This window comes from Sediminicola sp. 1XM1-17, from assembly GCF_037203765.1.
Classification (GTDB): Bacteria; Bacteroidota; Bacteroidia; order Flavobacteriales; family Flavobacteriaceae; genus Sediminicola.
In genome coordinates this window covers 1-24,638 of sequence record NZ_JBBCAS010000012.1, presented here as the reverse complement: position 1 = coordinate 24,638, position 24,638 = coordinate 1, and the positions used below count along the sequence as shown (strand labels likewise).

The window sequence follows — 24,638 nt, the reverse complement described above, 5'->3', positions numbered from 1 at the left end:
TGTAGGTTCATCTCATTGCTCCCTGTGTAAGATAAAACTGCACCAGGCTTTTTCTCGTAGGTTTGGTATGAGAAACGCTATCGCAATCTGTGTCCTTTCCGTTGTATTGTTACAGCCTACCCTTGCCCAAAAAATAGACAACCTGGTATCTTTTCGAGATATTAAAAGTACCAGCTATTTTAGGTTTAATTACGATAACGATTTTTTTGCGTCCAGTGACAAGAACTATACCCAAGGTTATAGTATTGAATTGGTTACTCCTTTTTTTGAAAAAAACCCCGTGAACCACTTGTTTTTAAAACCACAGGATGTTGAGGTTCGCTATGGCTTTGCGGTGGAGCACATAGGGTTTACGCCCAGCCGTTATGAGCTTCCCGAAATTCAATTTGGGGATAGGCCGTTTGCGGCTGCCATAATGCTAAAAAGTTTTATGTTAAGCACCAATCAAGCAAATAAAACCAGATTTACCTCTTCATTCAATTTAGGGATTATCGGTCCCGGTGCCTTTGGTAAGGAAATGCAAGTAGGTATCCATAGGGCTACCGGAAATAAAATTCCTTTGGGGTGGCGTAATCAGATCAAGAACGATCTGGTACTAAATTATGAAATAGGGTATGAAAAACAATTGGTTGGATATCTGGATCTATTTTCGCTTCAAGCCAATGTAAATGCTAAATTAGGGACACTTTTTACGAGCGGATCTGTTGGGGTCAATACCACCTTCGGGATTATAGATGCTCCCTTTTCATCGGTTCAGGAAAGCAAGGGTTTTGTTCTGTATGCATACGCCCAACCCATATTAAATGTTATAGGTTATGATGCCACCCTACAAGGGGGAGTCTTCAATAGAGAGAGCCCTTACACGATTCCTTCCACTGATGTTGAAAGAATTACGGGGCAATTCAATTACGGGATAGTCTTAAAGACCAAAACCCTTTATTTTGAATATTCAAGGTCGGCAAATACCAAAGAAATTGAAACGGGGGAATCATATCGATGGGGTGGGATAAAAATAGGGTTTACCATGTAGAACAAAATGTTATTCTTTAATGAAATCTAGCAAGAATGCCTTAGGGCACAGTAGCGACAAATTTTAGCTCTATATAGGCATTTTTGTGGTTATCACCCACCTTTTGGAAAACTGTTCTGTTTGGTCACGCCTTTCCCTGTTCCATCCATGTAAATACATCCGGTGTCAAATTTTGGCCATTTGCTACAAGGCATATTGCACAAGGCTTTAATGTATGTAACAGATTCATAGGTCCGTTCTCCTTTGGTGCGTGGCAAGTCCGAAATTCCATTGTGATTCTCCCGCGATGACCGGGGGCGGTCTGATGTGCTGTTGTGATAATCTTTACGGTTTGGCACCAACCAGAACATTATAATATTCAATGTATAAGGGTACAAGGACACGGTGTTTTTATATCGATGTGAAGTTTCAAGGGATTATAGCTCTTATATGGATATTATTTTTTTAAACCATGGGGATCGGTAGATTGTGCATCTTTAAGAATGACAATTTGTCCCAATACCCACGCTGAAATTTTATTTTTCCGTCCATAACCCTAAAAAAGCCACATCCCCTTAGTCCCAAGGGATCTTTCCATTCCAAAATGGCCCAATCCCCATCTTCAAAAATATGTTCGGGAATACAGATCATATTGGCCGTACTAAATTCTTGCGAGAACATTTCTTTGATCGCTTTTTTACCTATGACAGGTTCATTTGCCACTTGATGGTTAACTGCATCTGAATGATAGAGTTCGGCGATCTCATCGGCATTTCCATTATTGAATAGAACAACCCACCTTTTAATTACTTCTTTTGGACTCATGTACAGGGAAATATTATGTTTGCCATGCCCCGGATTAGGGCTGGATTAAATGTATGGAACTTTTTGTTTTTTGGAAATAGGCTCGTTTTAAAAATGGTCCACAAGGCCCTATTTATCCTAGGGCCATGTGGACCATCATATCCTTTTATTTTAAATGCCGTTGTTTTAGTGTCTTTGTGGGAAAATTTAGTCCAGGCTAATAATAACTTTTCCTTTTGCTTTTCCCGTGGCCAGATATTCATAGGCATCTATGCCATCTTCAAGTGGATAGATCAAATCAACTATCGGCTTAATGCTGCCATTTTCAACCATGGTGGTGATGGTATTGAGTTGCTCCGCATTTGGTTGCATCCAAGTTAGCACATATATGGCCGATTTGTCATTGATCAGTTTCGATAATTTTTCGGGCATCTGATAGTCGGCCATTCCCATTTGCTTTGCCGTTTCTTCGTCAGGTGGCCCAACAATTGTTGTCACTTTTCCACCGTCCTTGATTATTTCAAACGCTTCAAAGGTGTACTCATCCCCCAAGGTATCAAATACGATATCCAAATTATTGGCAACTTCTTTATAGTCCTCCTTTGTGTAATCTATAACACGATCTGCACCCAAAGCCTTTACCCAAGCAACATTTTTGGTACTCGTAGTGGTATAGACAATGGCGCCTTTTTCTTTGGCAAACTGTATGGCAAAACTTCCTACCCCTCCAGAGCCGGCATGAATAAGAATCCTATCGTTTTCTTTTATGCCTACCCGCTCTAGAGCCTGCATTGCCGTAAGGCCGGTCAAGGGAAGGCCGGAAGCTTCCTCAAAGGAGATGTTTTCTGGTTTTCGGGCCGCCAAATCACTATTGACCGCTACAAATTCAGCAACGGTCCCCATTTGTTCCTGGGGAACCCTGGCATATACCTCATCTCCAACTTCAAACTTACTTACAACGGCACCCTTTTCAATAACCACCCCGCTCACGTCAAAACCTATAGATGTGGGCAGTTCCAACGGAACCATTTCTTTCAGGTGACCTTCTACAAGTTTGTAATCTATAGGATTTAAGGATGCGGCTTTTACCGCTACCAAAATATCGTTTGGTTTTATGGTTGGTTTGTCTACCTCATTGATGGATAAGCCTTCTTTAAGCTCACCGTATTTTACTATTTGCAATGCTTTCATGTTCATTAATTTTCTTCAAATTAATCAATCTGCCGTATCATTTTGACTTTTTTGAACAAGTTATTGATGCAGATATCCAAACCATCTATTAAGGGCTATGTATGCTTAAGATCCAATCCTTTTTTAGGCAACGATCAATGGCTACTCTGAAAAATTTTATTTTTGCACCGCATGTAGGCTAAAAATCCGAGGATGGGATTTGAGGTTCATAGCATGTAATAGTGCTTAGCTTTCTGGTGCGGAAAGCGTTTATAAGGTACGGTTTATTGTGACATAACCTTATACTGTTTTAGTAGTCAAAATCCAAAGTAGAACACTTTTCCAGGATGAGAAAAATCGTACAAATTGGCACAATTATTGCTTCCATGTACCCTCCTGTTATCACTGGGTCAATTCAAAAAAAGTCATCTAAAAAAAGAAAGCTGCACATGTCCTTTGAACGTACGCAAGAAAAATTAAAAATACTGGCAGATGCCGCTAAATATGATGTGTCCTGTGCCTCCAGTGGAAGTAAGCGCAGTAATGCAAGCAAAGGACTTGGTGATGCTACGGGGATGGGCATCTGTCATTCCTTTACCGAGGATGGGCGTTGTGTGTCCTTATTGAAAATTTTATTGACCAATTACTGTATTTTCGATTGTGCCTATTGTGTCACAAGAAAAAGTAACGATATAAAACGTGCCGCATTTCAGGTACAGGAGGTGGTGGATTTGACCATCAACTTTTATCGTCGCAATTATATAGAGGGGTTGTTTTTGAGTTCGGGAATTTTCAAAAGTGCAGATTATACCATGGAGCGTTTGGTGGCCGTAGCGAAGAAATTGCGTTTGGAAGAAAATTTCAATGGTTATATCCACCTAAAATCCATTCCTGGAGCCTCTGACGAATTAATGAGGGAAGCAGGTCTCTATGCGGATAGGTTGAGTGTCAATATTGAGATTCCCACTAGGGAAGGATTAAAACTTTTGGCACCCGAAAAAAACCGTGAAGATTTCATCAAACCAATGGTAAAGGTCAAGAACGAAATCATCCAATATAAATCTGAAAAAAAGATTATCAAGAGCACCCCAAAGTTTGCTCCGGGAGGCCAAAGTACCCAAATGATCATTGGTGCCAGCGGCGAGAGTGACCAACAGATCATGTGGACGTCCAATTATTTCTACAAAAAATTTGACCTGAAGCGGGTATACTACTCTGGGTATATTCCGATCAGTTATGATGCACGCTTGCCGCAAATAGGAACCGCTGTTCCCATGTTGCGCGAAAATAGGTTGTATCAAACCGATTGGCTTATGCGTTTTTATGGTTTTGAAGTGCATGAGATTTTAAACAAGGAACATCAAAATCTCGATTTGGAGGTGGACCCAAAATTGGGTTGGGCATTACGGAATTTGGATCAATTTCCGGTTGATGTGAACAAGGCTGAGAAAAGAATGTTGGCTCGTGTTCCGGGATTGGGAATGAAATCTGTGCATAAGATTATTGAGGCAAGGCGCTTTCGCAATCTCAATTGGGAACATATACAGCGCATGGGGGTAGCGTTGAACAGGGCCAAATACTTTCTTATCTGCGAATCACGGGATTTTGAGCGTCGTGATCTAACGGGTCCTCAATTAAAGTCGCTTATACTTCAAAACTCTAGCAGTAAATACCAAAATATATTGAGTCCACAACTGAATTTATTCGATTAGATGTTACTGCCCCAAGAATCAATATTGGTTTATGACGGTACCTTTGATGGGTTTCTGACCTGTGTATTTCAGGTCTATGACTTAAAATTGAAAGAGGTCAGGATACAACGAAAATCTCAAGCACAAAATTCATTGTTTGGTATGAGCGATGAGGTGTTCACAGATCTGGAGAAAGCTGATCGGGTGTGGAAAGGCATTCTAAAAAAAACCTCTGCAACGGGAAGGTCACGTTTGTATTATGCATTTTTAAGCGAACAGGATCAAATGGAGGATCTCCTACTGCGATATATTCAATATGCTTTTAAAAGCAGCTTGCCGATCGATGCTGACTTTGGTAACCAGGATGTTCTAAAAGTGAATCAAATTGCGAAAAGCGTGGGCAGGGAAAAGCATCGAATGGAGGCTTTCGTGAGGTTTAGATTGACGAAAGATGACTTGTACTTTGCTAGTATAGAACCCGATTTTGACGTCTTGCCATTGATCTCCAAACATTTCAAAAGTCGATATGCCGACCAAAAATGGGTCATCTATGACCTAAGGCGCAACTACGGACTTTATTACGATCTAGAAAAGGTAGATATCATCAACCTATCGTTACCGGAAGATTTTGATGCCACCAAAACGTCCGAAGAGTTTTTTGCAGTGGAAGAGATGGAATTCCAGACCTTATGGCAAGATTACTTTGAAAGTACCAATATACCATCTAGGAAAAACATGAAGCTTCATATTCGGCACGTGCCAAAACGGTACTGGAAATATTTGAGTGAGAAACAACGATGAATTCTTTTAAGCCCATAATTAATCGGCTTTCTAAAGTATTACAGCCTCATTTATTAAAAAGCTCAAAACCAAAACAAATACACTAATTGGGTACCACTACGGAGGGAGACCATTGGCAGATCTACCGTGAACGACCAATACAGGCCTATTCTGTGGCCACTTCAGGTCGGTCGCTTTCCTCTTCAATCCCATCTTCTATCATTTCTTCTACTTCTTCTTTTTCTTCCTCATCCAATGTTTCTACCTCCTCTTCCTGCAGATCTTCTTTTTTGTTTATATAAAAATTACAGAAAAGGGGCAGATGATCACTTCCAATATTGCGTAACGTTTTAAATTCTTCAATGAAAATATCTGTGGAGTGAAAAAAAAGATCAATAGGAAATCTAAGCAATCTATATTTGGCATGAAATGTAGATACGAAACCTCTCCCGATTCGTGGGTCTATCAATTCTGAAGTTTTCCTAAATAAAATGGAGGATTTTGCCCAAGCAACATTATTGAAATCACCAACAACGATTACGGGTCCTTTCGTTTCTAAAACTTTCTTGCCCAAAGAAAGTAATTCTCCGTCCCGCTCTCTGGACGTATCCTCCTCTGTAGGACTGGGTGGTGGTGGATGAACCCCAAAAAAAGTGAATGACATACCATTTTCGGTAAGGAGGGAAGCTTCTATACTGGGAAGATCATCTGCAACAAAATAATTGACCTTCAAAGATTTTACAGATAATTTGGTGTAGAAATGAATGCCATATGTGTTTTCTAAGGCCACTTTTTTAAAATTGGGATATTCCTCCTCAATTTCTGCCAATGCATCTTCCCATGCCTGGTTGGATTCCATCGTAAGTAGAATATCGGGTTTAACCTCCCTGACCAATTTTATTAATTCTTCGTAGCGTTCATTGAACTGATAAACATTTACGGAAATAATAGAAATCAGCTCGGATTCTTTTGGAATATTTATGGAAGTATTTTTCTTGTATAAGGTGGTATACGGTATTAATATGGCAACATGGTAGGCAATTAGTCCTGCATGCAAAAGCACCGTACCCCAAAAAAGGAGGTTTTTGTCTACTACGAAGACCATTCCAAAAACCAATGTAATGAGCTGAAAGATTGTCAACTGTATCCTTCCAAAATCCCAAACCCGAAACATCCAGTGCTGGTGCGTTATAAATGGCAAGATGCTGGCTAGGATAAACACAGCAGAACATATGTAATAAGCTAATAGCATGGTTCGTAGATAAATGTTGGTGTCAAGCCGTTGAAATAGTATGCCGAGCTTGTGGATAATAAAGGTAATACTTTTACCACTCGGTTAACCGTGAATACCATATGCTTGTGAGAAATAAACCAAAAAATAGGAATCGTCCATAGGGATAATATGGCGTGTTGACATTTCTATGGTCGAGTGGTGAGCAGTACCGAAATATAGGGCAAATCCATTTTCTAAAGGGCTTAATAAAATCTCTGCCGCGTTCGCAAGGATAATATTGGGAGCATTGTGTTATTGCTTGGACTACCAAGTTCAAGGCCCGGATGATTTCCTAAGGGTAGATGCTGGGTCTTTTCCAAGCATTCCTTTTTACTCGTAAATAGTACCGCTATCATGGATATTGCTCTTAAGGTATTTTGGGGATTCAATAAAATTTGCATTTCGTGTACTAATTAGAGGAATTCGGGCAATATAACCGGAGGGAGCACAGTAATTTTGTTCAAATTATAATCATGGACAATAAAATCAAAAAAATTGCGCAAACGGGCTATGCCGCAAAGGGAATAGTGTATGCATTATCCGGAATCTTGGCTTTTGGTGCCGCTATTGGATTGAGTACCTCTTCTGAAGGGAAATTGGGGGTGCTAAAATTTTTGGAGGAACAGCCATTTGGTAAGATGCTTTTGGGGTTGATGGGTCTTGGTTTATGTAGTTACGCATTTTGGCGGTTTTATCAGAGTATCAAAGATCCCGAAAATATAGGTGATGATCACAAAGGTTTGGGTACACGCTTGGGATTTTTCATCAGCGGTTTGGTCTATTTGATATTGGGAATCTATTCCATATATGAAATTTTCAAGCAATCTCCGATCAGTGGCAATAGCAAAAGTGGAATGATCCCTACGGAATATCTACCTGCACTATTTTATGTTATTGGTGCGGGGATGGCTATCAAGTCCATATATCATTTGATGAAGGTCTATAAGGGAGGTTTTCTTTCCAAATTCCATTTGGGACAAATGTCCAATGTCTCCACTATTAAAACCATAAAATGGCTGGGTTATGCAGGCTTGGTTTCCCGCGGAATTGTAGTAGGTATTGTCGCATATTTCTTTTTTAGTGCAGCGGGCACTTCCAACCAAAAAGATATCAAAGGCACGGCGGAAGCATTTTCATTTTTACGTCAAAATTCCGAAGGCCCTTGGCTTGTTGGAATGCTGGCCTTGGGCCTCATATGCTATGGTGCCTACATGATTATTATGGCAAAATATAGAAGGTTTGGTGGACAAGTTTGATGTTTCAAAAATAGCATGGCCAAAACATATCTTGTAGCAATCCTACTAATTCTATCACGTTGTCATAAAGGGTCATTGCCATTCTTAGCCTTTAGCGCTTATTTCTTTTGGAAGTATTCTATCATGGTAAGGTCTTGGCTGCTCTAGTCATCCTTATAACGTCTTTTATGCGTCATTTTGAGTATCTCTCCAATGATTTCATAGGTTATACTGCTTTCTGTAAATGGTGCATTATCCCAGAGAAGGTCAAATTTATCTGCTCCTTTTTTTACGTGGTTGGCTATATTTTTTTCCAATCACAATCTACTGGCGTGCAAGTGCCCCACATTTGGACAATGTAATTTTTGTTCTGATATGATATTTCGCATTTGGCAATCATCTTTCTCTCATGGGCCTCGTTGATCCACCTACCACTGAAATCTTTCATGGAGCTCAAAACCAATGCTGACACGGTAGTTGGTTTGTAGTAAATATGTGAAACAATGGATTTTCGTTGATGTAGTCCTATATTAAGGTGTCTTCTTTTGCAATTTTAGCCCCTCAATCACGGACAAAGGAGAGTCATAGAATATCAATTCAACGGGAATATCCTCGTTGGATAAAGAACGGGCAGGTTTGCTTTGTAATCGAGCCTTTGTATGACTAAAGTCCATTGTGAACTTACTATCCAAGTCTCTTTCCTCATCTGATCGAATAGTAATTACTTTTCCTTCAGCAGTCCAATTTCCTTTTCCCCAAAAGTTTTCTTCTTCACATGTTTGGCAGTTGAGTTTACGGTAGAAGTTATAAAGAAATGTACCATCAGGGCTTAGGCTTACCGTCCATTTGACAATAGATCCATCCTTGGTTTCAACAAATTTACCATACTCACCGGGTATTTGGGCTTCTTGTCCAAGAACACCAATAGGGATACACAGGATGAGGATCAAAAATACATTCACTTTCATAGCTTACATTTTATTCCCTAAGGTTGGGCCAAGCATTTACGATGGCGATCTGATGGCTATCATTACGAGCATGGAATTCGGGCCGTCTTAAATGTACGAAATCTTTTGATTTGTAGTAAATATGCTAAATAATGCATTTTAGCTGTCGTGGTATGGCAGTTTTACCGGCCAGCTAGTACTTCGGTCAGCATCTTATGAAGATTTTGTATTGCTATAGCCTTCAAATTATGCAGCTTATCTCCAAATCTGCCCTAGAATTTTTTATCTTGCGATGATCACCGTAACTAATACTTCAAAATATTAACGATGAAAAATCTAGGTTTAATTTTATTCGTTCTACTACCCTTATTTATCAATGCCCAAAACTCAGGATATGACTTAAGTTCCTATTTGGGTGAAGGAATAAAAGCGCCCAATACACATCATATTGGGGATGCTTGGTTAAACTCGTTGGTGGCAGCAGAGGGGGATTTTGACCAGAATATCACGCATGCCACTTTTGGTCACAACGCAACCTTGGATTGGCATAAACATGCAACGGTGCAGATAATCATTGTTGTTGAGGGGGAGGGTTATTATCAGGAAAGAAGTAAAGAACCAATTGTTATAAAAAAGGGTGATGTTATTAAGTGTGCGAAAGACACGGAGCATTGGCATACTTCATCTGCGGACAGTTCGGTTTCATATATCGCCATCTATGGGAATGAGCCAACAATTTGGACCGAGAAGTTAACTCAAGAATACTACGATAGTGTAGCCAAAACACTCCAGGCAAATAAGGATTGAAGAATTCCGGTTGTTTGCCGTAAAATAGGGCCAAGCATCCTTTGTTGCGATTTGTTGATAATCAATTTAACCCTTGGATTCGGTCCGAATTCAATGTGCAAAATCTTCTCATTTGCACTAAATTTCCTTTGCCGAGGTTTTTGAGTATGCTTGTAAGCAGTATTGTTTTTCGATTTCTTTCATGGAATGCCCATTTCTAGTCGATACAATCTTTATATATTTATTTTTCTAAGAATTGAAACCATAAGTCCTTATGCGGATTATCAATGCCCACCAACACAATCTAAAAAATATTCATGTAACTATTCCTGAAAATCATTTGATTGTGGTGACCGGTTTATCAGGTTCTGGAAAATCATCGCTAGCCATGGGCGTTATTGCCAATGAAGGATATCGTTATTTTTTGGAGAGCCTCCCTGCATATAACCAGCAAAATGCACAATTGATTCCCGCTGCCGAGGTGGATGAAATACAAGAGCTTCCGCCTGTGATCAAGGTAGAGCAATCTAAACGCTTCCAGTCCATAAATGCCACCTTCGGTACATTGTCTGAGCTAACCGCAGTTTTTAGGGTTCTGTTTGCGCGTTATGCCGGTGGTGAAGCTATGAGCAAATCACTCTTTTCTTTTAATCACCCCAAGGGGGCTTGCGAACGCTGTCATGGTATTGGTCAGGCGGAATACATCGATATTGACAAGTTGGTGGGCGATGAAAATAAAACCCTAAGGGAAGGGGCCATCACCACAACCTTGCCCAATGGCTATATCGTCTATTCCCAGATCACCGTTGACGAACTGAACAAAGTGTGCGAGGCACATGGTTTTAACGTGGATATTCCCTGGAAGGAACTTTCAGAAGAACAAAAGGAGGTGATTCTAAATGGAAGTGATCGTATTAAGGTATTCTATGGGAAACACAGTATAGCGTCCAGATTGCGATGGAAAGGCCTTAAGGCAAAGCCTCGTGAAGAGGGTTTTTACAAGGGGATATTTCCTATTATGAACGATATCCTAAAGCGAGATCGCAATCCTAACATCCTAAAATTCGCAAGTTCAAGTATTTGTCCGAACTGCAAGGGAGCTAGGATAAAAGCGGAACACCTTAAATTTAAATGGAAGGACTTCAACTTTCGGGAATGGATGGACCTGCCATTGAACAAGCTATATGAAATTCTCAAAGGGTTGGACCTTACCATTGGAGAGGAAGTTTTGGTCGATAAGATCTGCGTACCATTATATGATCTTATCCGCCTAGGAATGGAAGAACATTGCCTTAGTACCCCAAGTACAGATATTTCTTCGGGAGATGCCCAGCGTATAAAATTGATCAAGCAGGTAAACAGTAATCTCCAAGGTATTCTGTATGTGTTTGATGAACCTTCCATAGGATTATCAAAGGCATACCAAAAACATTTGCGCCATATCTTCAACAGGTTGATAAGCCGTGGGAATACGGTCATGGTTATTGAGCACGATTTGGATTTCGTAAGCGCTGCAGATTGGATTATAGAATTGGGTCCAGCTGCAGGTGTCCATGGGGGAGAAGTTATTTTCAATGGACCTATAAAAAAATTCCTTAGCGCCAAAAGTTCTGCTACACCAACCTTGGCAGAATTAAAGAATACTACCCCTCAATCCTACAAGAAAACCAAAAGGGAGAAAGCTGAAACTTATAGCCCTTCATTAGGCGAGCTGACTGTCATATCCAGAAAAACTCCCCAAATATTGGAAACGCTTACCGGATATTGTGAAAAGACGGATTTGAATTTGCTTACGGTATCAGATCAACCCATAGGCAAAACTCCTAGAAGCAATCCAGCAACATATACCGGCTTAGCTGATAAAATACGCGATCTATTGGCCAAATCTCCGGATGCAAAATCCTTAAAACTGGCTAAAGGAGCCTTTTCGTTCAATAATAAGATCGGAAGATGTGAAACCTGTGAAGGTGCGGGTGTCATCACCCTATCTATGAATGTGATGGGCACTATCAATCAGGTATGTCCAAGTTGTAACGGGAAACGTTTTAAGCTGGAGGTGCTTCATGTTACATGGAACGCAAAGAATATTTCGGAAATCTATAATCTGAGTATTGCTGAGGCATATGATTTCTTTGGTGAGGAGAGGCAGATCATAAAAATATTGTCCCTTATGCTACAGCTTGGGCTAGGGTACATTAAACTGGGACAACCCTCCAATACCTTGTCCGGAGGAGAAGCGCAACGTATTAAACTGACAAAGCATTTTGCCAAACAATCCAAAAGGACGCTCTTACTGCTGGAAGAGCCAAGTATAGGATTACATCAGCATAATGTGAGGCAATTGCTCAAAGCTTTGCACGAACTGAAAAAACAGACGGCGGGGATTGTTTGCTTTGAGAACCATCCACTTTTTCAATCGGAATGCGATACGTTGGTGGATAATGCCATACAGAACCGAACATTGGATGTCCAGGAAGTAACTGATGAGCGTAAGAATGTAATTTCTATCCTAGGGGCGCGAACACATTATCTCAAAGATCTGGACCTAGACCTGCCGAAGAACCAACTATCTGTAATAACAGGGATTTCGGGTTCGGGTAAATCTTCCTTGGTGATAGATACCCTCCATGGATATGGACTCCAAGAAATGACCAAGCAGTTTTCTGCCTATCAACAATCCAGGGCTGGGGTGAATTTTCAGTTTGAAGTGGATTCTATTGTTGGGCTGAGTCCCAGCATTTGTATTACGCGAAAAGAAAAAAGTTTTACCGAACGTTCCGATATTGCCAAACAGACGGGAATAGATAAGATCTTGCGCTTTGCGTTTTCTAGGAAAGCGCAGTACGAAGGGGAGGAATTATCTGCAAGCCATTTTTCTAACAATCACGAATTGGGAAAATGCGCAGTATGCGACGGAATTGGACAGGAATTACTACCTGAGTTGGATAAAATAGTACTCGATGAAGGGAAGAGCATCGCCGGCGGACTTTTTGAGCATAATAAAGCGCTATTCTATTATGGTCAGGCCGGCAGTCAGTATATGGCCATTGTCAATGCATTGGGAGCCACCTATGGTTTTACTCTGGAAACACCCTTCGATCAGCTGAACGAACAACAAAAGGAGGTACTGTTTCATGGTACAGGTAAAACTATCTGGAAGACCAAATGGGTATTCAGGACCAAAACGAGGGAAGGTTCTCAGGAGATTAGCATGCCATGGGAGGGGCTTTTCCATTACCTGAAAGAAGAATATTATAAGACGCGGAAAAACAAACATATAGCTAATCTTATGGCCCTTTTCGCTCCTGCCACTTGTAGCCATTGCAAGGGTAGTGGATTAAAGCCGGAACGATTGTCTTATCGAATTGGTGAAAAGTCTATTCATGAAATAAAATCAATGGATTTTAAAGCTTTGGAAGCTTGGCTTTCTTTTGGGGATGGGCTAGGGGAGGTAGATCAAAAATTGCTTTCAAAGATCCGGCCTCATCTGACCAATACCATCAAAAGGGCAAAACAATTGCATATAGATCACCTGCAGCTCCATCGAAAATCATCCACTCTTTCAGGGGGAGAAAATCAGCGGGTAGCCCTTATCAAACAGCTGAACAGTCCGCTAAAAGGCATCACCTATCTACTGGATGAACCAACTGCAGGATTGTCCAATGACAATATTCCAGACCTGATCAGGCTACTTCAAGAACTGATTGAAAAAGGCAATACAGTAATTGTGATAGAGCATAACAAAGAGGTTATTCTGGCAGCGGACAAGTTGGTTCAGCTTGGACCTCAGGCTGGCAAGTTGGGAGGTCATATTACGTATATGGGCAGTCCCCAGGATTTTGTGAAACAACCCAAGTGTCATCCTTATTTGAAGGCACCCATAAAATCGATTCAGTTAAAAAAAGCCAAGGAATCCATAGCCATCCGCAATCTCTCCAGGTATACTTTGGTGAAGGAGGCATTGGAAGTGCCCATTGGTGGAATCACTGCTATAAGCGGTAAATCTGGTATTGGGAAAACTACGCTGGTGAAAGATATTTTGATTCCGAGTATAGAGGCGGGCAAGCCTGTCAATTGTGAAAGCATTTCGTTTCCTAAAAAATATGGAGGTGCACGTTATTTCGAGTCCAAAAAATTACGATCCCATGCAAAGACCTTATTGATTTCTTACCTAAAACTGCTTAAAGATATAAGCAACGTATTTGCAAGGGAAACAGGTCTTAAGCCTCTTGACTTTTCTTATAAATCAAAAACAAGCCAGTGTCCCAATTGTAAAGGCGTAGGTTATTTGGAAACATCCTTGGATGTGGTGGCCAATTCAATTGAAAAATGTGACGTGTGCAAGGGGAAACGTTTTCAGGAACATATCTTGGCGCACAAGGTAAAGACGAAGAATATAGCTGAGGTTCTCGCCTTTAATATTATAGAATTAAAACATTGGTTGGGGGAAGCTATGGTACCTGCCAAAACTTTCAAATTCTTATGTCAGTTGGAGGAAATTGGATTGGCGCATCTAAGCCTCAACCAGCCGTTACAAACGCTTTCATCTGGGGAGAAACAAAGATTATTGTTGTTGAATTGGCTGCAGGACCAGGACAGAAATGTACTTTATATTTTAGATGAGCCCAGCACCGGATTGCATTATTCCGATATAGATCTACTATATGCGATAATCCAAAAACTCAGCAAATCCAACGATATTCTGATTATAGATCACAATCCGTATCTGTTAGGGAAAATAGGGGTTGGTGTGGTTATGACATAAGTTTTTGTTCAAAGTAACCTTGAATAGATCAGGGTTGGTATTGCTTTTCTTACTGGTTATGGATTTTCAAGCTCAATAACCTTTGTCTTGAGTTGCTCGTTTATATCTTCAAGGGATTGGATTCGGATTATAAGTTCGTTTATTTTATCCGTCGTTTGTTTCATCTCAGTTTCCAGACTCTGAATTCTGGCTTCTTTGCTTGGGTTCATATTACATCCAATAAAGAGTAGAGAAAAGGTTGCAATTAGAAGCACTTTTTTCATAATCCTGGGTTTTTGATTAGGCTGAAATCGACACTTATTGCAAGTATGTAACGGTGCAATTAAAAGGTTATTTAAATTACTCTTTTAATGGATAATCAGGCCATAAATCGATTAGAGTGACAATTAGGGCTACTGCATTTCGGTTATCAAGATACTTTAATTTAATGAAAAACGGTTTGAGTGCAAACTCAAACCGCTATTGCTTATACACATAGTTGTTAGTACTTATTTTTTGACTTCATTTTTTAATTCCACCAACTTCAATTCTTTATGGTAGGCTTCAATTCTCGCGTGTGCCGTTCCGTCAACCCATAGAATTACGATTAGCATTGCAATGGCTGTACTACTTGTTGCACGCCAAGTTGGTGTATTGATAAATAGTATTAATAATGCTGCTATGATAATCAAAATGGGAATTACCTTAAATACAACTGTGTATTCCTTTAAAGTACTTTCGGAACGTTCAATTTCGGACTGATAAAAGGCAGGTGCATCACTGTTGAACGCATTTTCAAATTGGGTAATTCTTGATTTATTAGTGTAGAATAGACCAAGTCCTATTGTCATAAGTAATAAGCCCGCTACCAAAGTTGGGATGATGTAAGCCTTTGCCAAATCCGTTTTTCCCAACTGCCAAAATCCAATGCTTGCGATTAAAAATAAAATTGCAAAAAAAATGAAGAAACGTGTTGAAAAGACTTCAGCTTTCGCCCATTCTGTTGCCAATTTTAATAGTTCCATCGTTTTAATAATACTAGTTTAAACTATATTTTTGTTGATATTCTGAAGGACTTATCCCTTCTCTCTTTTTAAATAATCTCGAAAAATATTGAGGATATTCAAAACCTAATTCATAAGCCACTTCTGAAACACTTTTATGGGGTTGCAAAAGAATATTTTTAGCTTCCTTAATCAAATAAAGTTGAATGTGTTCAGTAGAGGTTTTTCCTGTTTCTTTCTTAAGTGTATCACTTAGGTAACGTTGTGATACCGACATTTTTTCTGCGATGTGTTCTATGCTTGGAATCCCTTTTTCCTGCAATTGCCCAGATTCAAGGTATTCAGTTAAATGCTTATTAAACTGTTCTAACAGATCGTTCGATATTTCTTTTCGATTTAAAAACTGCCTCTCATAGAAACGATTGGCATATTTTAACAAGGTGTCCAATTGAGAAATAATAATTTCTTTACTAAAGACATCTTGGTTGTTCTGGTATTCAATTTCAATATTTTCTACTATCGCTTCTATTTGCTTTTCTTCTTTTGGCGACAGATGTAATGCTTCATTTACTGAATAGGAAAAGAAACCATATTTTTTTATTTGTTGAGCCAATGCTGTTCCTTTCAAAAAGTCCTCGTGAAAGTTTATTGAAAATCCTTTTTGCTCAAAAACCACGCTACTATCCCATTGTAGAACTTGCCTTGGTGCAATGAAAATCAAAGCTCCATTGGTGAAATCATATTTTGTCCTTCCGTAGTTTAAATCTCCCTTCACATACTTTTTAAAACTAATTGAATAGCAGTCATTTGTAATTGGTGGTGAATTTTCTCTTGGACAAGGTAAGTAGCCATCTCCTTTTGAATTGAACACGCTCAACATAGGGTGCTCTGGTCGAGGTAATCCTAAATAATCTAAATACGATGATAATGTTTTAAAATGTTTCATTTCGATTATTTTAGATGCCACCAATTTTTAAATCGCTGTATACTATCATTTAAATTTACTTGTTCCCCAATCATTGGCGTTATTATTCTTAAATCTTTCTTATTCTTTTCTCTTGTAATAGATATAAACGGCTCATCCCAATCGTGATTGGCCAAGGTGAATTTTCCGGAATGTACAGGCAGAACAGTTTTTGCATTCAAATCAGTTGCAGCCTTTAATTGTTCTCCAGGTAACATATGAATGTACTTCCACTTTTCATCATATTGGCCATTTTCAAGAATTGCCAAGTCAAAAGATCCGAATTTATTTCCAATGTCTTTAAAATGTGTATCATATCCACTATCACCACCAAGAAAAATAGAACTGGTCGGTGTTTTTAATACAAATGAAGCCCAAAGAGTTTTTGCACGTGTAAATCCTCTTCCAGAAAAGTGCCTTGTTGGTGTAACGTGTGCTTCAAACCCATCTTCAAAAGAAAAAGTCTCGTACCAATCGCCTTCTAAGATCACTTTAGAATCAAATCCCCAAGCTTCTAAATGAGCGCCATTACCAAGGCCAGTAATTACATTCTTAATTTTTGGTTTTAACTTTTTGAGCGTTCTATAATCCATATGGTCCCAATGGTCGTGTGATAAGAACAAGTAATCAATTTCGGGAATATCGTTTGTTGTATAAATGTCAGTTCCTTTATAGGCTTTAGTCGTAAATGAAAAAGGCGATGCGTTACCGCTTAAAACTGGGTCTACCAGTATTTTTTTACCATCTAATTGAATAAAATAAGATGAATGTCCCATCCAAATAAACACATTCTCATTTGCACCAAGTGTATGCAAGTCAGTTTTAACCGAAGGTATTTCTATAGAAGGCTCTTTTGGTTTTGAGGAAAAAAGAAATTCATACATCACTTTTCCATAGCCAACACCTTCAGTAAGCATTGGTGTATGGTTTAAGTTTTGAAAACTTCCATTCTTATAATTGGATGATTGTTCTATTTTCAATAAGCGCACTCCTGATGGTTGTTTCCCAAACCGTTCTGTGTTTAAGAATACGTATATTCCAAAACCAATTATTGTAAAAATTATAAGTAACCCAATCATTGCTTTTTTTAATATTAACATTTCTGAAATGCATTATTTTTTTCTACTAAGTTATTGACACCGCTTCCAGTTATAATTTTTACATGGTGCGGATTCTCAAGTAACCCAATCATTGCTTTCCCAATATTTTGTGAGGTAGTAACCGATTTCATTTTTTTCATGATTGGAAAAATTGGACGCAGTAGAGTATAAAGTAAATTGTACAATTTGGTCTTTGATTTCACTCCTCGTTTGGGCAAAATAATACCTGGCCTAAAAGCATAAGCATCCTTAAAGCCCTTTTTTAATATCAAGTTTTCTGTTTTTCCTTTTACTCTAGCCCACATAGTTTTGCTAGTTTCTGTACTATCCGTTCCATCGCCAGAAACATAAATGAAAGTCATATTGGGATTAAAATTGTAAAGTACATTTACTAGATTTTCAGTAATGGTGTAAGTGAGTTTAACGTATTGTTCTTCTGTCATACCTGCCGATGAAACTCCCATACAATGAAAACAAGCATTATAATTCATCATTTCATATTGAATAGCATCAAAATTGGTAAAATCTTTATGGATTAATTCTTTTATTTTTGGATGTTTCAAATCAATAGGAGATCTATTGATAAGCAAAACCTCAGTAATGCTGTCATCATCAATACATTCTAATAAAACTCCATTTACCCACCATTCCGGTTGACCCTGTAATTATTACTTTCATTTTTTGGTATTAAACATTCCATTTTACACCTGTTTCTTTTTCTGAAAGCTCCCATAGCCTTTTAGCTACTTTCATGTCTTTAGCGTGTTGTTCCAACTTATGTACTCCAACTGGACCTGTCCAATTGTTTCTTCCCGTAGGGCCGTAAAAACCACTTTGGTCTAAACTTGGTTCTGTAGCACACATCAATTGCGGATAAGCACCTTTTTCAGCAGACTGTGTTAAAGGGGATAATTTCATTAGTTGCCAAACAAAGCGAGTCATTAAACTTCCACTCGTTTTAATAAGTGATGTTCGGGAAGCACCTGGATGACAAGCATATGCTTTTACATCTGTTTTACCTGCTTCTTTCAATTTATTCTGTAGTTGATAGATAGTCATGATCTGTGCCAGTTTACTTTGACTATACGCATTATTGGGTGAGTAATCCTTATCCCAATTCAAATCATCAAATTTGATGGTTTTAATTCCCATATCATATCCCAGACTTCCTACAGTAACAATTCGTCCTTTAGATTTTTCAATGAGAGGGAACAATAAAGCTTGAAGTGTGAAATTTCCATAGTAATTTGTTCCCATTTGACTCTCCCATCCATCTACAGTTAGTGTTTGTTTAGGTACTTGGGCAATTGCCGCATTGCAGATAAGGGCATCAATATGAGGAACTGTTTTTAAAACTTCTTCCCCTGCTTTTTTTACGGAAGCTTGTTCTGCCAAATCCATTTTTATTGCTATAACGTCTATGTGGTTCCCAAGTTCCTGTTTCAAAGTTTTAACGGTGTCTTCTGCTTTTTTTTGGTTTCTATTAAGCATTATCACCTTTGCACCTTTGGAAAGCAATATTTTCGCTGCTTCAAAACCTGTACCACTTGTAGTTCCTGTTATGACATATATTTGGCCGTTCAAATTTCCGATTCTATCAGGAGTCCAACCTCTTTTCCCAAATTGATTTGTATCCATTTTGTCTATTTTTTAATGGTAAAAATTATAAGACAAAGGTCGGGTAGAGAGCGTCTAGTTTCCTTATACGGAATTTCGAATGTTGTATACTTTTTGGTTGGTTTTAAGTACGGACAATGTGTTTGGTTATGATAAGTTGCGAGGTATTGCGCTTAACTTCACAAGTAAGCAGCATACCAAAAATCTGCGAATCCCGATCCCGATCCAGAGAGCTATCGGGATCGGGATTTAGAAGTAGGCGATACCAAGCAATTCCTTAGAGCCAAGGTTAGCCACAGTTTTTAATTTATAAGTTCTCTACAATTTGGATATTGTTTCCACAGGTGTCATTAAAGACTGCATATTTTACAGTTCCCATTTCCGTTGGTTTTACGCTAAAATTAACTCCAAGTTTTGTGAGTCTTTCATATTCAGCATCAACATTGTCAACATCAAATTGAGTGTATGGATATCCTGCTTCCATCAATGCGTCTTGATAGACTTTACAAGGCTCGAAGTGAAGTGGACCAGGTTCCAATAATAATTCTGGTCCATCCTTCCACTCTGGTGAAACTAGGGTCAACCATCTGTTGCCACCTCCCAATGGTAAGTCCTTCTTCTTTAAAAAGCCCAACTTTTCTGTGTAGAATTTTAGAGCTTTTTCTTGGTCACGAACGGGAATGCTAATAAGTGTTACTTTCATTTTTTCTGATTTTTATAGTACTGCCAACGTTTTGTGGATGGTAGGTTGCGATTAGTTGGCAACTAATTTAGTAAAAGGATGCCTAACGTTGGTGAGGTCTGTAGGATTTTACGAGTAGCAACATACCAATCAATGCATTATACACTTTGTTGTAATATGTTTCCATCACTATTTCCTACAATTTCCATTCACAATATCATCAAAAGTTGGGTTAAAACTATTGCCTTCAACAATATAAGAAGCACCTAAACCATTGTTTTCCAAGAGAGCCATCAAGCCGCAAAAATCAGTAAGGGCGTCATGCGCCTCTATCCTGAGATCAGAGTCAACAGTCAATAATGTTTCAAATCCATTTAAATGCAATAATGAGGCATTTGCAGATAACTCAATTTTACCAATATGATGTATAGAGTCAAAACCATCAATATGTGTGATCTCTTCATTACTAATAAAAAGTCTTCCACCAATAGATTCGAGGTTTGAAAATCCATCTATTGCTGTTAAGATATTACCATTAATTCTAAGATCCACTTTTATAGAAACTAAATTATCCAGTCCTAAAATATTGGTAAGTTGATCATTATCTACTATGGTTAATTGGCCTCCAATGGTTTTGAGAGCTATAAATTCTGATAAATTTTCTAAAGAGTCATTGTTGTCAATTTGCAATGAAGAGCCAATTATTTCCAATTGTTGAAGTCCATTCAGTGCAGTTAGATTGGGATTTGATTTTATCGTAACTGTTCCATTTGCGGTAGTGAGATTGGATAGTCCGGCAATATTTAGTAACACAGGATTTTCATAAATGAATAATCCCCCTGTTGATTGCAAGCTATTTAGACCATCCAAATTTGTCAATTTATTGTTGTCTCCGAGCGTAAGTTGAGAATTTATAGAAGTAAGTCCATTTAAGCCATGGAGGTCAACCAATAGTGGATTATCACGAATGGTAGCTGAGGATCCGACAGTAGCAATGTTATTGAGTCCATCTAGGCTTGCCAAATTATCATTTTCTGTTATACTAAGCTCATTACCTATAGTTTCCAATGAACTTAGAGGTGATAAATCAGTAATATCAATACTGTTTCTAATATATAAAGAGCCAGTGATTTCTGTATAATTATTTGATCCAAAACTATGTACTTCAGCTTGTGTGTTTAAATCGATATGACCGTCATGAACATTACTGGTTTGTTCCTTAAGAGTGGTAAATTGTTCATTGTTACTGTAATTGATTCCATTACTTGTAATTACATATGATCTAACATGATAATTCGTGTTTTCATTCAAATCATTAAGAGTAATAACATAATTCCCTGGACTTGATCCACTAGAAGAACTGTTATTCGATATTGTAGGATTTTGAGAAGTGTCCCAGCAAATTCCACGTTCTGTAATGGAGGTTCCTTCTGCTGAAACTGTTGCAGAAATAGTTGCTTGATTGGAGGTGATTTGGTTAATTCCCACAATCGATGTAGACAACGTTACTGAATTATTGTTGTCATTATTATCATCATTGATTACCTCAGAGTCACTATTTGAGCTACAACCTATTAAGTTAATTGAAAGAAGGTATAATGTCAACAGTTTTCTCATGTGCCTAAATTGGTAGTGTTTATTTAAATGCTTTACGGTTTAGTATATGCCGCGCTTTAATGCGGTAAACAAATTGTTGTGTGTAGGCTTTAATTTCATTGTGTCCATGGATTGTATGAACCAAAATTCCATAAGTACCCTTCTGGATCTTGACAACTATATCCTCGTCCACCATAGTCCTCATCCTTTATATCTAATACTATTTCTGCTCCAGCTGCAATTGCTCCTCGGTAATGTTCATCTACTGCTTCAACAATAATGTATAGGGCTTGTGTATTAAATCCATTAAGATCTTTAGGTGTCCTTAACAATTTATCATATTCATTATCATTTTCAGACCCTAACATAATCATAGCATTGCCATAACTCAACTGGGCATGCGCAATGGTTCCATTTTCTCCTGGAACTACTAAATGTTTTTTAAACCCAAAAGCCTTACATAGCCACTCAATCGCCTTTGGAGCGTCTTTGTATCGAATTGCTGGAATTATAACAGATCCGTTTTGTTTCATTTTAATTCAATTTGTTGTTGTTCTTAACTTACATACAACGTTCCGTGTATGGCGTTGTAGCATCCCGAAGGGTGCCATATACTATACACCTTGTTGTGCCTTCGTGCTTTTATTTTTCTAGTATGTCCATTAATTTCTGGTTCAGATATAATTTTTCTTTTCCAACTCTTATGGATTTTAGGAACCCTTCTTCTTCTAAAGCAATGAGGTAGTTTCCAACTGTTTTAGGGGTTCCTAAGTCTATGTCAATCAAGTTTTGTCTTTTGGTGTAAGGAAGTTTGAAAATGACTTCAACTAAATCTTTGGAATATACTTTCGGGAGCTTTTCTTTTATTTCTTGTCCAGTAGTTTCCATGAGCTGTATTATTGATTCTAGTCTATCTAATCCTTTAATGGCTGTTGTTTCAACCATATCGAGCATAAAGAGTATGAATTTGGACCAGTCATTCTTTTCTGTAACTTTTCTTAATCCTTCGTAATATTTGTCCTTATGTTCAATAATGTAATCACTTAAAAAAAGAGCAGGAATATCAAGTAGTTGCTCGATTTTTAATTGAAGTAAAAGAAGAATGCGACCTGTTCTTCCATTACCATCTGAAAATGGATGTATAGCTTCAAACTGGTAGTGTGATATAGCCATTTTTATCAGAGGGTCTATTGAAACATTTTCATTGATAAAAGTTTCGAGATTGGCCATTTTTTCTCTAATAACTTGTTCTCCTGAAGGAGGAGTGTAGATCACTTCTCCATGTACATTGGATAGAATAGTGCCAGGTGTAGTTCTAATTCCCGCAGCGTTTTGTTTAATGCACTGTACAAGCTCTACACAAAGATTAGTTGTTATGAAAGGTTTTTTCTCAAGTCGATTAAACCCCAACCAAATAGCTTCTTTATAGCTAATTACTTCCTTGGTAGCAGGATTAGCGAATTTTTTATCTGCTACAACAGCTTGATACAGGTCGTCATTTGTGGTGATAATGTTCTCTATTTCAGAACTAGCTTTTGCTTCTTGTAGGTGAAGTGTATCAAGGAATAAACTAGGATTTGGAAGGTTCCTTAGCGCACCATTGAGCTGAGCCAAAGCTCTACTAGCCTTAATTGTTTTTGTTAGAATCTCTTTAGTTTCTAAGTCTGCTTTAGGAGGAAGCAGAGGTAGATCATTGTACGGTTGAGATTTATTGAAGCTTTTCATAATGAGGGTAACTTATACACTTGAATGCTTTTCGAAGGTAAAAATAATAAATAATTACTCTTGTTTTATTTTGAAAGGTAATCTTTACACTCGTTTTTCAGCATGAGGCACAACGTTTAGGCTAAGGATCCGTTGTGGAAAACGTCGTAGACTTTTCCACTTATGAAGTCAGGCCGTTTGGTGGTTTCTATTATTGTTTTTTGCATGATGCCACAATGAATTATAGCCCTTGTTGTGCGTAGTTTTTATTTATTCAATTTTTCAACTTCAATTCTTATGAATTCAGGCAAGTAACTTGGAGTACAATTCTTGGCAACAATTTCATCTTTGTAAAGACCTGTTGTTTCACCTATGGAAATACATCTGTCACGATATTCTTCTTGCCATTTTCCGATTTGGCCCGCAGTGTAATTCATTGCCCACTGAACCTCAGGCCGTTCATTAATCATATTTTTTTCAATTTCAGAAAGCAAATACTCAGTGTTTGAATGATTCGTATTTCCCATCCAACGTAATCTTGCTTGATAGTACCAAAACACTCTTCTTTGGAGTGGTGACGGACTTTGTTCCCAAGACTCAATTAATCCAATTATTTTTTTGTCTTTAGTCAGTTGATTGGCCATTAACCAATCCATTAAATGATTCTGTTCTTCAAATTCGTGCTCCTGAATGTCTTGGTCGAGTTTGTCAATTGATTGTTGGTTCAGTTGCTTCTTGTCCATAATTAGAATAGCCAATTGTCTAGGTAGAAATTCACCAGTTGACCAAAGTTCTATAGCCGTCTCATGATCCTTATTTACCTCTTTAGCAATCTTCCGAAGATCCCCAAGCTTGGTATCTTGGTTGATATGAGAGTAAATATTTTTCGCCTTAGAAGAAAGTTCCATTTCGCTTTTTAATGTCACGTCCTAAAATACGGCTACAGATTAATAATTAGTTTTAAGCGGCATATTGGTGCACGTAATTAGGTGTTTTATAGTCTAAAGATAAATGCAATCTTTTAGAGTTGTACAATTTGATTGCATTTTTGGTTGCTCTTTTTGCTTGCTCCACACTGGCAAAGGTCTGATCGAGATAAAATTCGTCTTTTAGGATTCCGTTTACCCTTTCGGCGAGGGCATTTTTATAACAATGGTTTTTTTCGGTCATACTGATTTCCATCTTCTTTCTTTTAAGGATCTGGGTGTATTGATTGCTACAATACTGTATACCTCTGTCAGAATGGTGAATTAACCCTTTGGTTACCTTGGTATGGTAAATTGCTTTTTGAAGCGCCCTGATGCATCCATTGAGTTCCAGGCTGTCGCTCAGATCGTACCCGACTATTTTTCTGGAATACATGTCGGTAATCAATGCAAGGTAACAGAATCCGTTAATGGTCCTGATATAGGTAATGTCGGAAGCCCAGACCTGATCGGGTCTATTGATTTTGAGGTCTTTTATGATGTTGTCATACTTGTAGAACCGGTGATATGAATTGGTTGTTCTGGAGGAATACTTTTTCCTTTTTA

The 24,638-nt window shown here is 38.3% G+C and carries 23 protein-coding genes; 6 read left to right on the top strand and 17 right to left on the bottom strand.

Features of this window, described 5'->3' with window-relative positions; all coding sequences use genetic code 11:
* Positions 1 to 67 precede the first annotated feature (67 nt).
* On the top strand, positions 68 to 1,030 hold the full coding sequence (locus WAA86_RS14630; protein WP_337301764.1) for a lipid A deacylase LpxR family protein: 963 nt from the start codon (positions 68 to 70) through the stop codon (positions 1,028 to 1,030).
* A 444-nt stretch (positions 1,031 to 1,474) separates the two neighbouring features.
* Here WAA86_RS14630 and WAA86_RS14625 read toward each other — a convergent pair whose 3' ends face one another.
* Together WAA86_RS14625 and WAA86_RS14620 are read right to left on the bottom strand one after the other, a co-directional pair.
* Positions 1,475 to 1,834: a nuclear transport factor 2 family protein gene (locus tag WAA86_RS14625; RefSeq protein ID WP_337301763.1), complete on the bottom strand. Its 360-nt coding sequence runs from the start codon at positions 1,832 to 1,834 to the stop codon at positions 1,475 to 1,477.
* A 186-nt stretch (positions 1,835 to 2,020) separates the two neighbouring features.
* Positions 2,021 to 3,004 carry an NADP-dependent oxidoreductase gene (locus WAA86_RS14620; RefSeq protein WP_337301762.1) on the bottom strand — a complete coding sequence of 328 codons (984 nt, stop codon included), beginning with the start codon at positions 3,002 to 3,004 and terminating at the stop codon, positions 2,021 to 2,023.
* Positions 3,005 to 3,432: 428 nt separating this feature from the next.
* Between WAA86_RS14620 and WAA86_RS14615 the strand changes: the two genes are divergently transcribed.
* A complete protein-coding gene (locus WAA86_RS14615) occupies positions 3,433 to 4,695 on the top strand; it encodes a putative DNA modification/repair radical SAM protein (RefSeq protein ID WP_337301800.1) in 1,263 nt (420 codons plus the stop codon).
* Positions 4,696 to 5,475, top strand: a complete 780-nt coding sequence (locus WAA86_RS14610) for a TIGR03915 family putative DNA repair protein (protein WP_337301761.1) — start codon at positions 4,696 to 4,698, stop codon at positions 5,473 to 5,475.
* Between the two features lie 145 nt (positions 5,476 to 5,620).
* Here WAA86_RS14610 and WAA86_RS14605 read toward each other — a convergent pair whose 3' ends face one another.
* Positions 5,621 to 6,559: an endonuclease/exonuclease/phosphatase family protein gene (locus WAA86_RS14605; protein WP_337301760.1), complete on the bottom strand. Its 939-nt coding sequence runs from the start codon at positions 6,557 to 6,559 to the stop codon at positions 5,621 to 5,623.
* 641 nt (positions 6,560 to 7,200) lie between these two features.
* Between WAA86_RS14605 and WAA86_RS14600 the strand changes: the two genes are divergently transcribed.
* The gene (locus WAA86_RS14600; protein WP_337301759.1) at positions 7,201 to 7,983 is read left to right on the top strand and encodes a DUF1206 domain-containing protein; all 783 of its coding nucleotides are present in this window, start codon (positions 7,201 to 7,203) and stop codon (positions 7,981 to 7,983) included.
* Positions 7,984 to 8,126: 143 nt separating this feature from the next.
* Here the strand turns inward: WAA86_RS14600 and WAA86_RS14595 are convergent, their stop codons facing one another.
* The gene (locus WAA86_RS14595; protein WP_337301758.1) at positions 8,127 to 8,279 is read right to left on the bottom strand and encodes a hypothetical protein; all 153 of its coding nucleotides are present in this window, start codon (positions 8,277 to 8,279) and stop codon (positions 8,127 to 8,129) included.
* Positions 8,280 to 8,492: 213 nt separating this feature from the next.
* Positions 8,493 to 8,930: a hypothetical protein gene (locus WAA86_RS14590; RefSeq protein WP_337301757.1), complete on the bottom strand. Its 438-nt coding sequence runs from the start codon at positions 8,928 to 8,930 to the stop codon at positions 8,493 to 8,495.
* 306 nt (positions 8,931 to 9,236) lie between these two features.
* Between WAA86_RS14590 and WAA86_RS14585 the strand changes: the two genes are divergently transcribed.
* Both WAA86_RS14585 and WAA86_RS14580 read left to right on the top strand, forming a co-directional pair.
* Complete coding sequence (locus WAA86_RS14585; protein WP_337301756.1) at positions 9,237 to 9,716, top strand: cupin domain-containing protein; 480 nt, start codon at positions 9,237 to 9,239, stop codon at positions 9,714 to 9,716.
* A gap of 253 nt (positions 9,717 to 9,969) precedes the next feature.
* Entirely contained in the window at positions 9,970 to 14,460 is a 4,491-nt protein-coding gene (locus WAA86_RS14580; protein WP_337301755.1) for an excinuclease ABC subunit A, read from the top strand.
* Positions 14,461 to 14,516: 56 nt separating this feature from the next.
* Here WAA86_RS14580 and WAA86_RS14575 read toward each other — a convergent pair whose 3' ends face one another.
* The 12 genes from WAA86_RS14575 to WAA86_RS14520 all read right to left on the bottom strand — a co-directional run.
* Complete coding sequence (locus WAA86_RS14575; protein WP_337301754.1) at positions 14,517 to 14,723, bottom strand: hypothetical protein; 207 nt, start codon at positions 14,721 to 14,723, stop codon at positions 14,517 to 14,519.
* A 225-nt stretch (positions 14,724 to 14,948) separates the two neighbouring features.
* A complete protein-coding gene (locus WAA86_RS14570) occupies positions 14,949 to 15,464 on the bottom strand; it encodes a hypothetical protein (protein ID WP_337301753.1) in 516 nt (171 codons plus the stop codon).
* 13 nt (positions 15,465 to 15,477) lie between these two features.
* Positions 15,478 to 16,389 carry a helix-turn-helix domain-containing protein gene (locus WAA86_RS14565; RefSeq protein WP_337301752.1) on the bottom strand — a complete coding sequence of 304 codons (912 nt, stop codon included), beginning with the start codon at positions 16,387 to 16,389 and terminating at the stop codon, positions 15,478 to 15,480.
* Positions 16,390 to 16,394: 5 nt separating this feature from the next.
* Positions 16,395 to 17,507 (bottom strand): MBL fold metallo-hydrolase, encoded by a 1,113-nt coding sequence (locus tag WAA86_RS14560; protein WP_337301751.1) that lies wholly within the window; start codon positions 17,505 to 17,507, stop codon positions 16,395 to 16,397.
* Positions 17,501 to 18,070: an epimerase gene (locus WAA86_RS14555; protein WP_337301750.1), complete on the bottom strand. Its 570-nt coding sequence runs from the start codon at positions 18,068 to 18,070 to the stop codon at positions 17,501 to 17,503. The genes WAA86_RS14560 and WAA86_RS14555 overlap by 7 nt, the downstream gene beginning before the upstream one ends.
* Before the next feature lie 124 nt (positions 18,071 to 18,194).
* Positions 18,195 to 19,145 carry an SDR family oxidoreductase gene (locus tag WAA86_RS14550; RefSeq protein WP_337301749.1) on the bottom strand — a complete coding sequence of 317 codons (951 nt, stop codon included), beginning with the start codon at positions 19,143 to 19,145 and terminating at the stop codon, positions 18,195 to 18,197.
* A 286-nt stretch (positions 19,146 to 19,431) separates the two neighbouring features.
* A complete protein-coding gene (locus WAA86_RS14545) occupies positions 19,432 to 19,827 on the bottom strand; it encodes a VOC family protein (protein ID WP_337301748.1) in 396 nt (131 codons plus the stop codon).
* 168 nt (positions 19,828 to 19,995) lie between these two features.
* Positions 19,996 to 21,423, bottom strand: coding sequence for a hypothetical protein (locus WAA86_RS14540; protein WP_337301747.1), 1,428 nt, complete (start codon positions 21,421 to 21,423; stop codon positions 19,996 to 19,998).
* A 95-nt stretch (positions 21,424 to 21,518) separates the two neighbouring features.
* Positions 21,519 to 21,935 carry a VOC family protein gene (locus tag WAA86_RS14535; protein ID WP_337301746.1) on the bottom strand — a complete coding sequence of 139 codons (417 nt, stop codon included), beginning with the start codon at positions 21,933 to 21,935 and terminating at the stop codon, positions 21,519 to 21,521.
* Between the two features lie 109 nt (positions 21,936 to 22,044).
* Positions 22,045 to 23,127 carry a Fic family protein gene (locus WAA86_RS14530; RefSeq protein WP_337301745.1) on the bottom strand — a complete coding sequence of 361 codons (1,083 nt, stop codon included), beginning with the start codon at positions 23,125 to 23,127 and terminating at the stop codon, positions 22,045 to 22,047.
* Between the two features lie 245 nt (positions 23,128 to 23,372).
* Positions 23,373 to 24,014, bottom strand: a complete 642-nt coding sequence (locus WAA86_RS14525) for a DNA alkylation repair protein (RefSeq protein WP_337301744.1) — start codon at positions 24,012 to 24,014, stop codon at positions 23,373 to 23,375.
* 52 nt (positions 24,015 to 24,066) lie between these two features.
* A partial coding sequence (locus tag WAA86_RS14520) for an IS3 family transposase (protein ID WP_337301743.1) occupies positions 24,067 to 24,638 on the bottom strand: 572 nt, incomplete at its 5' end.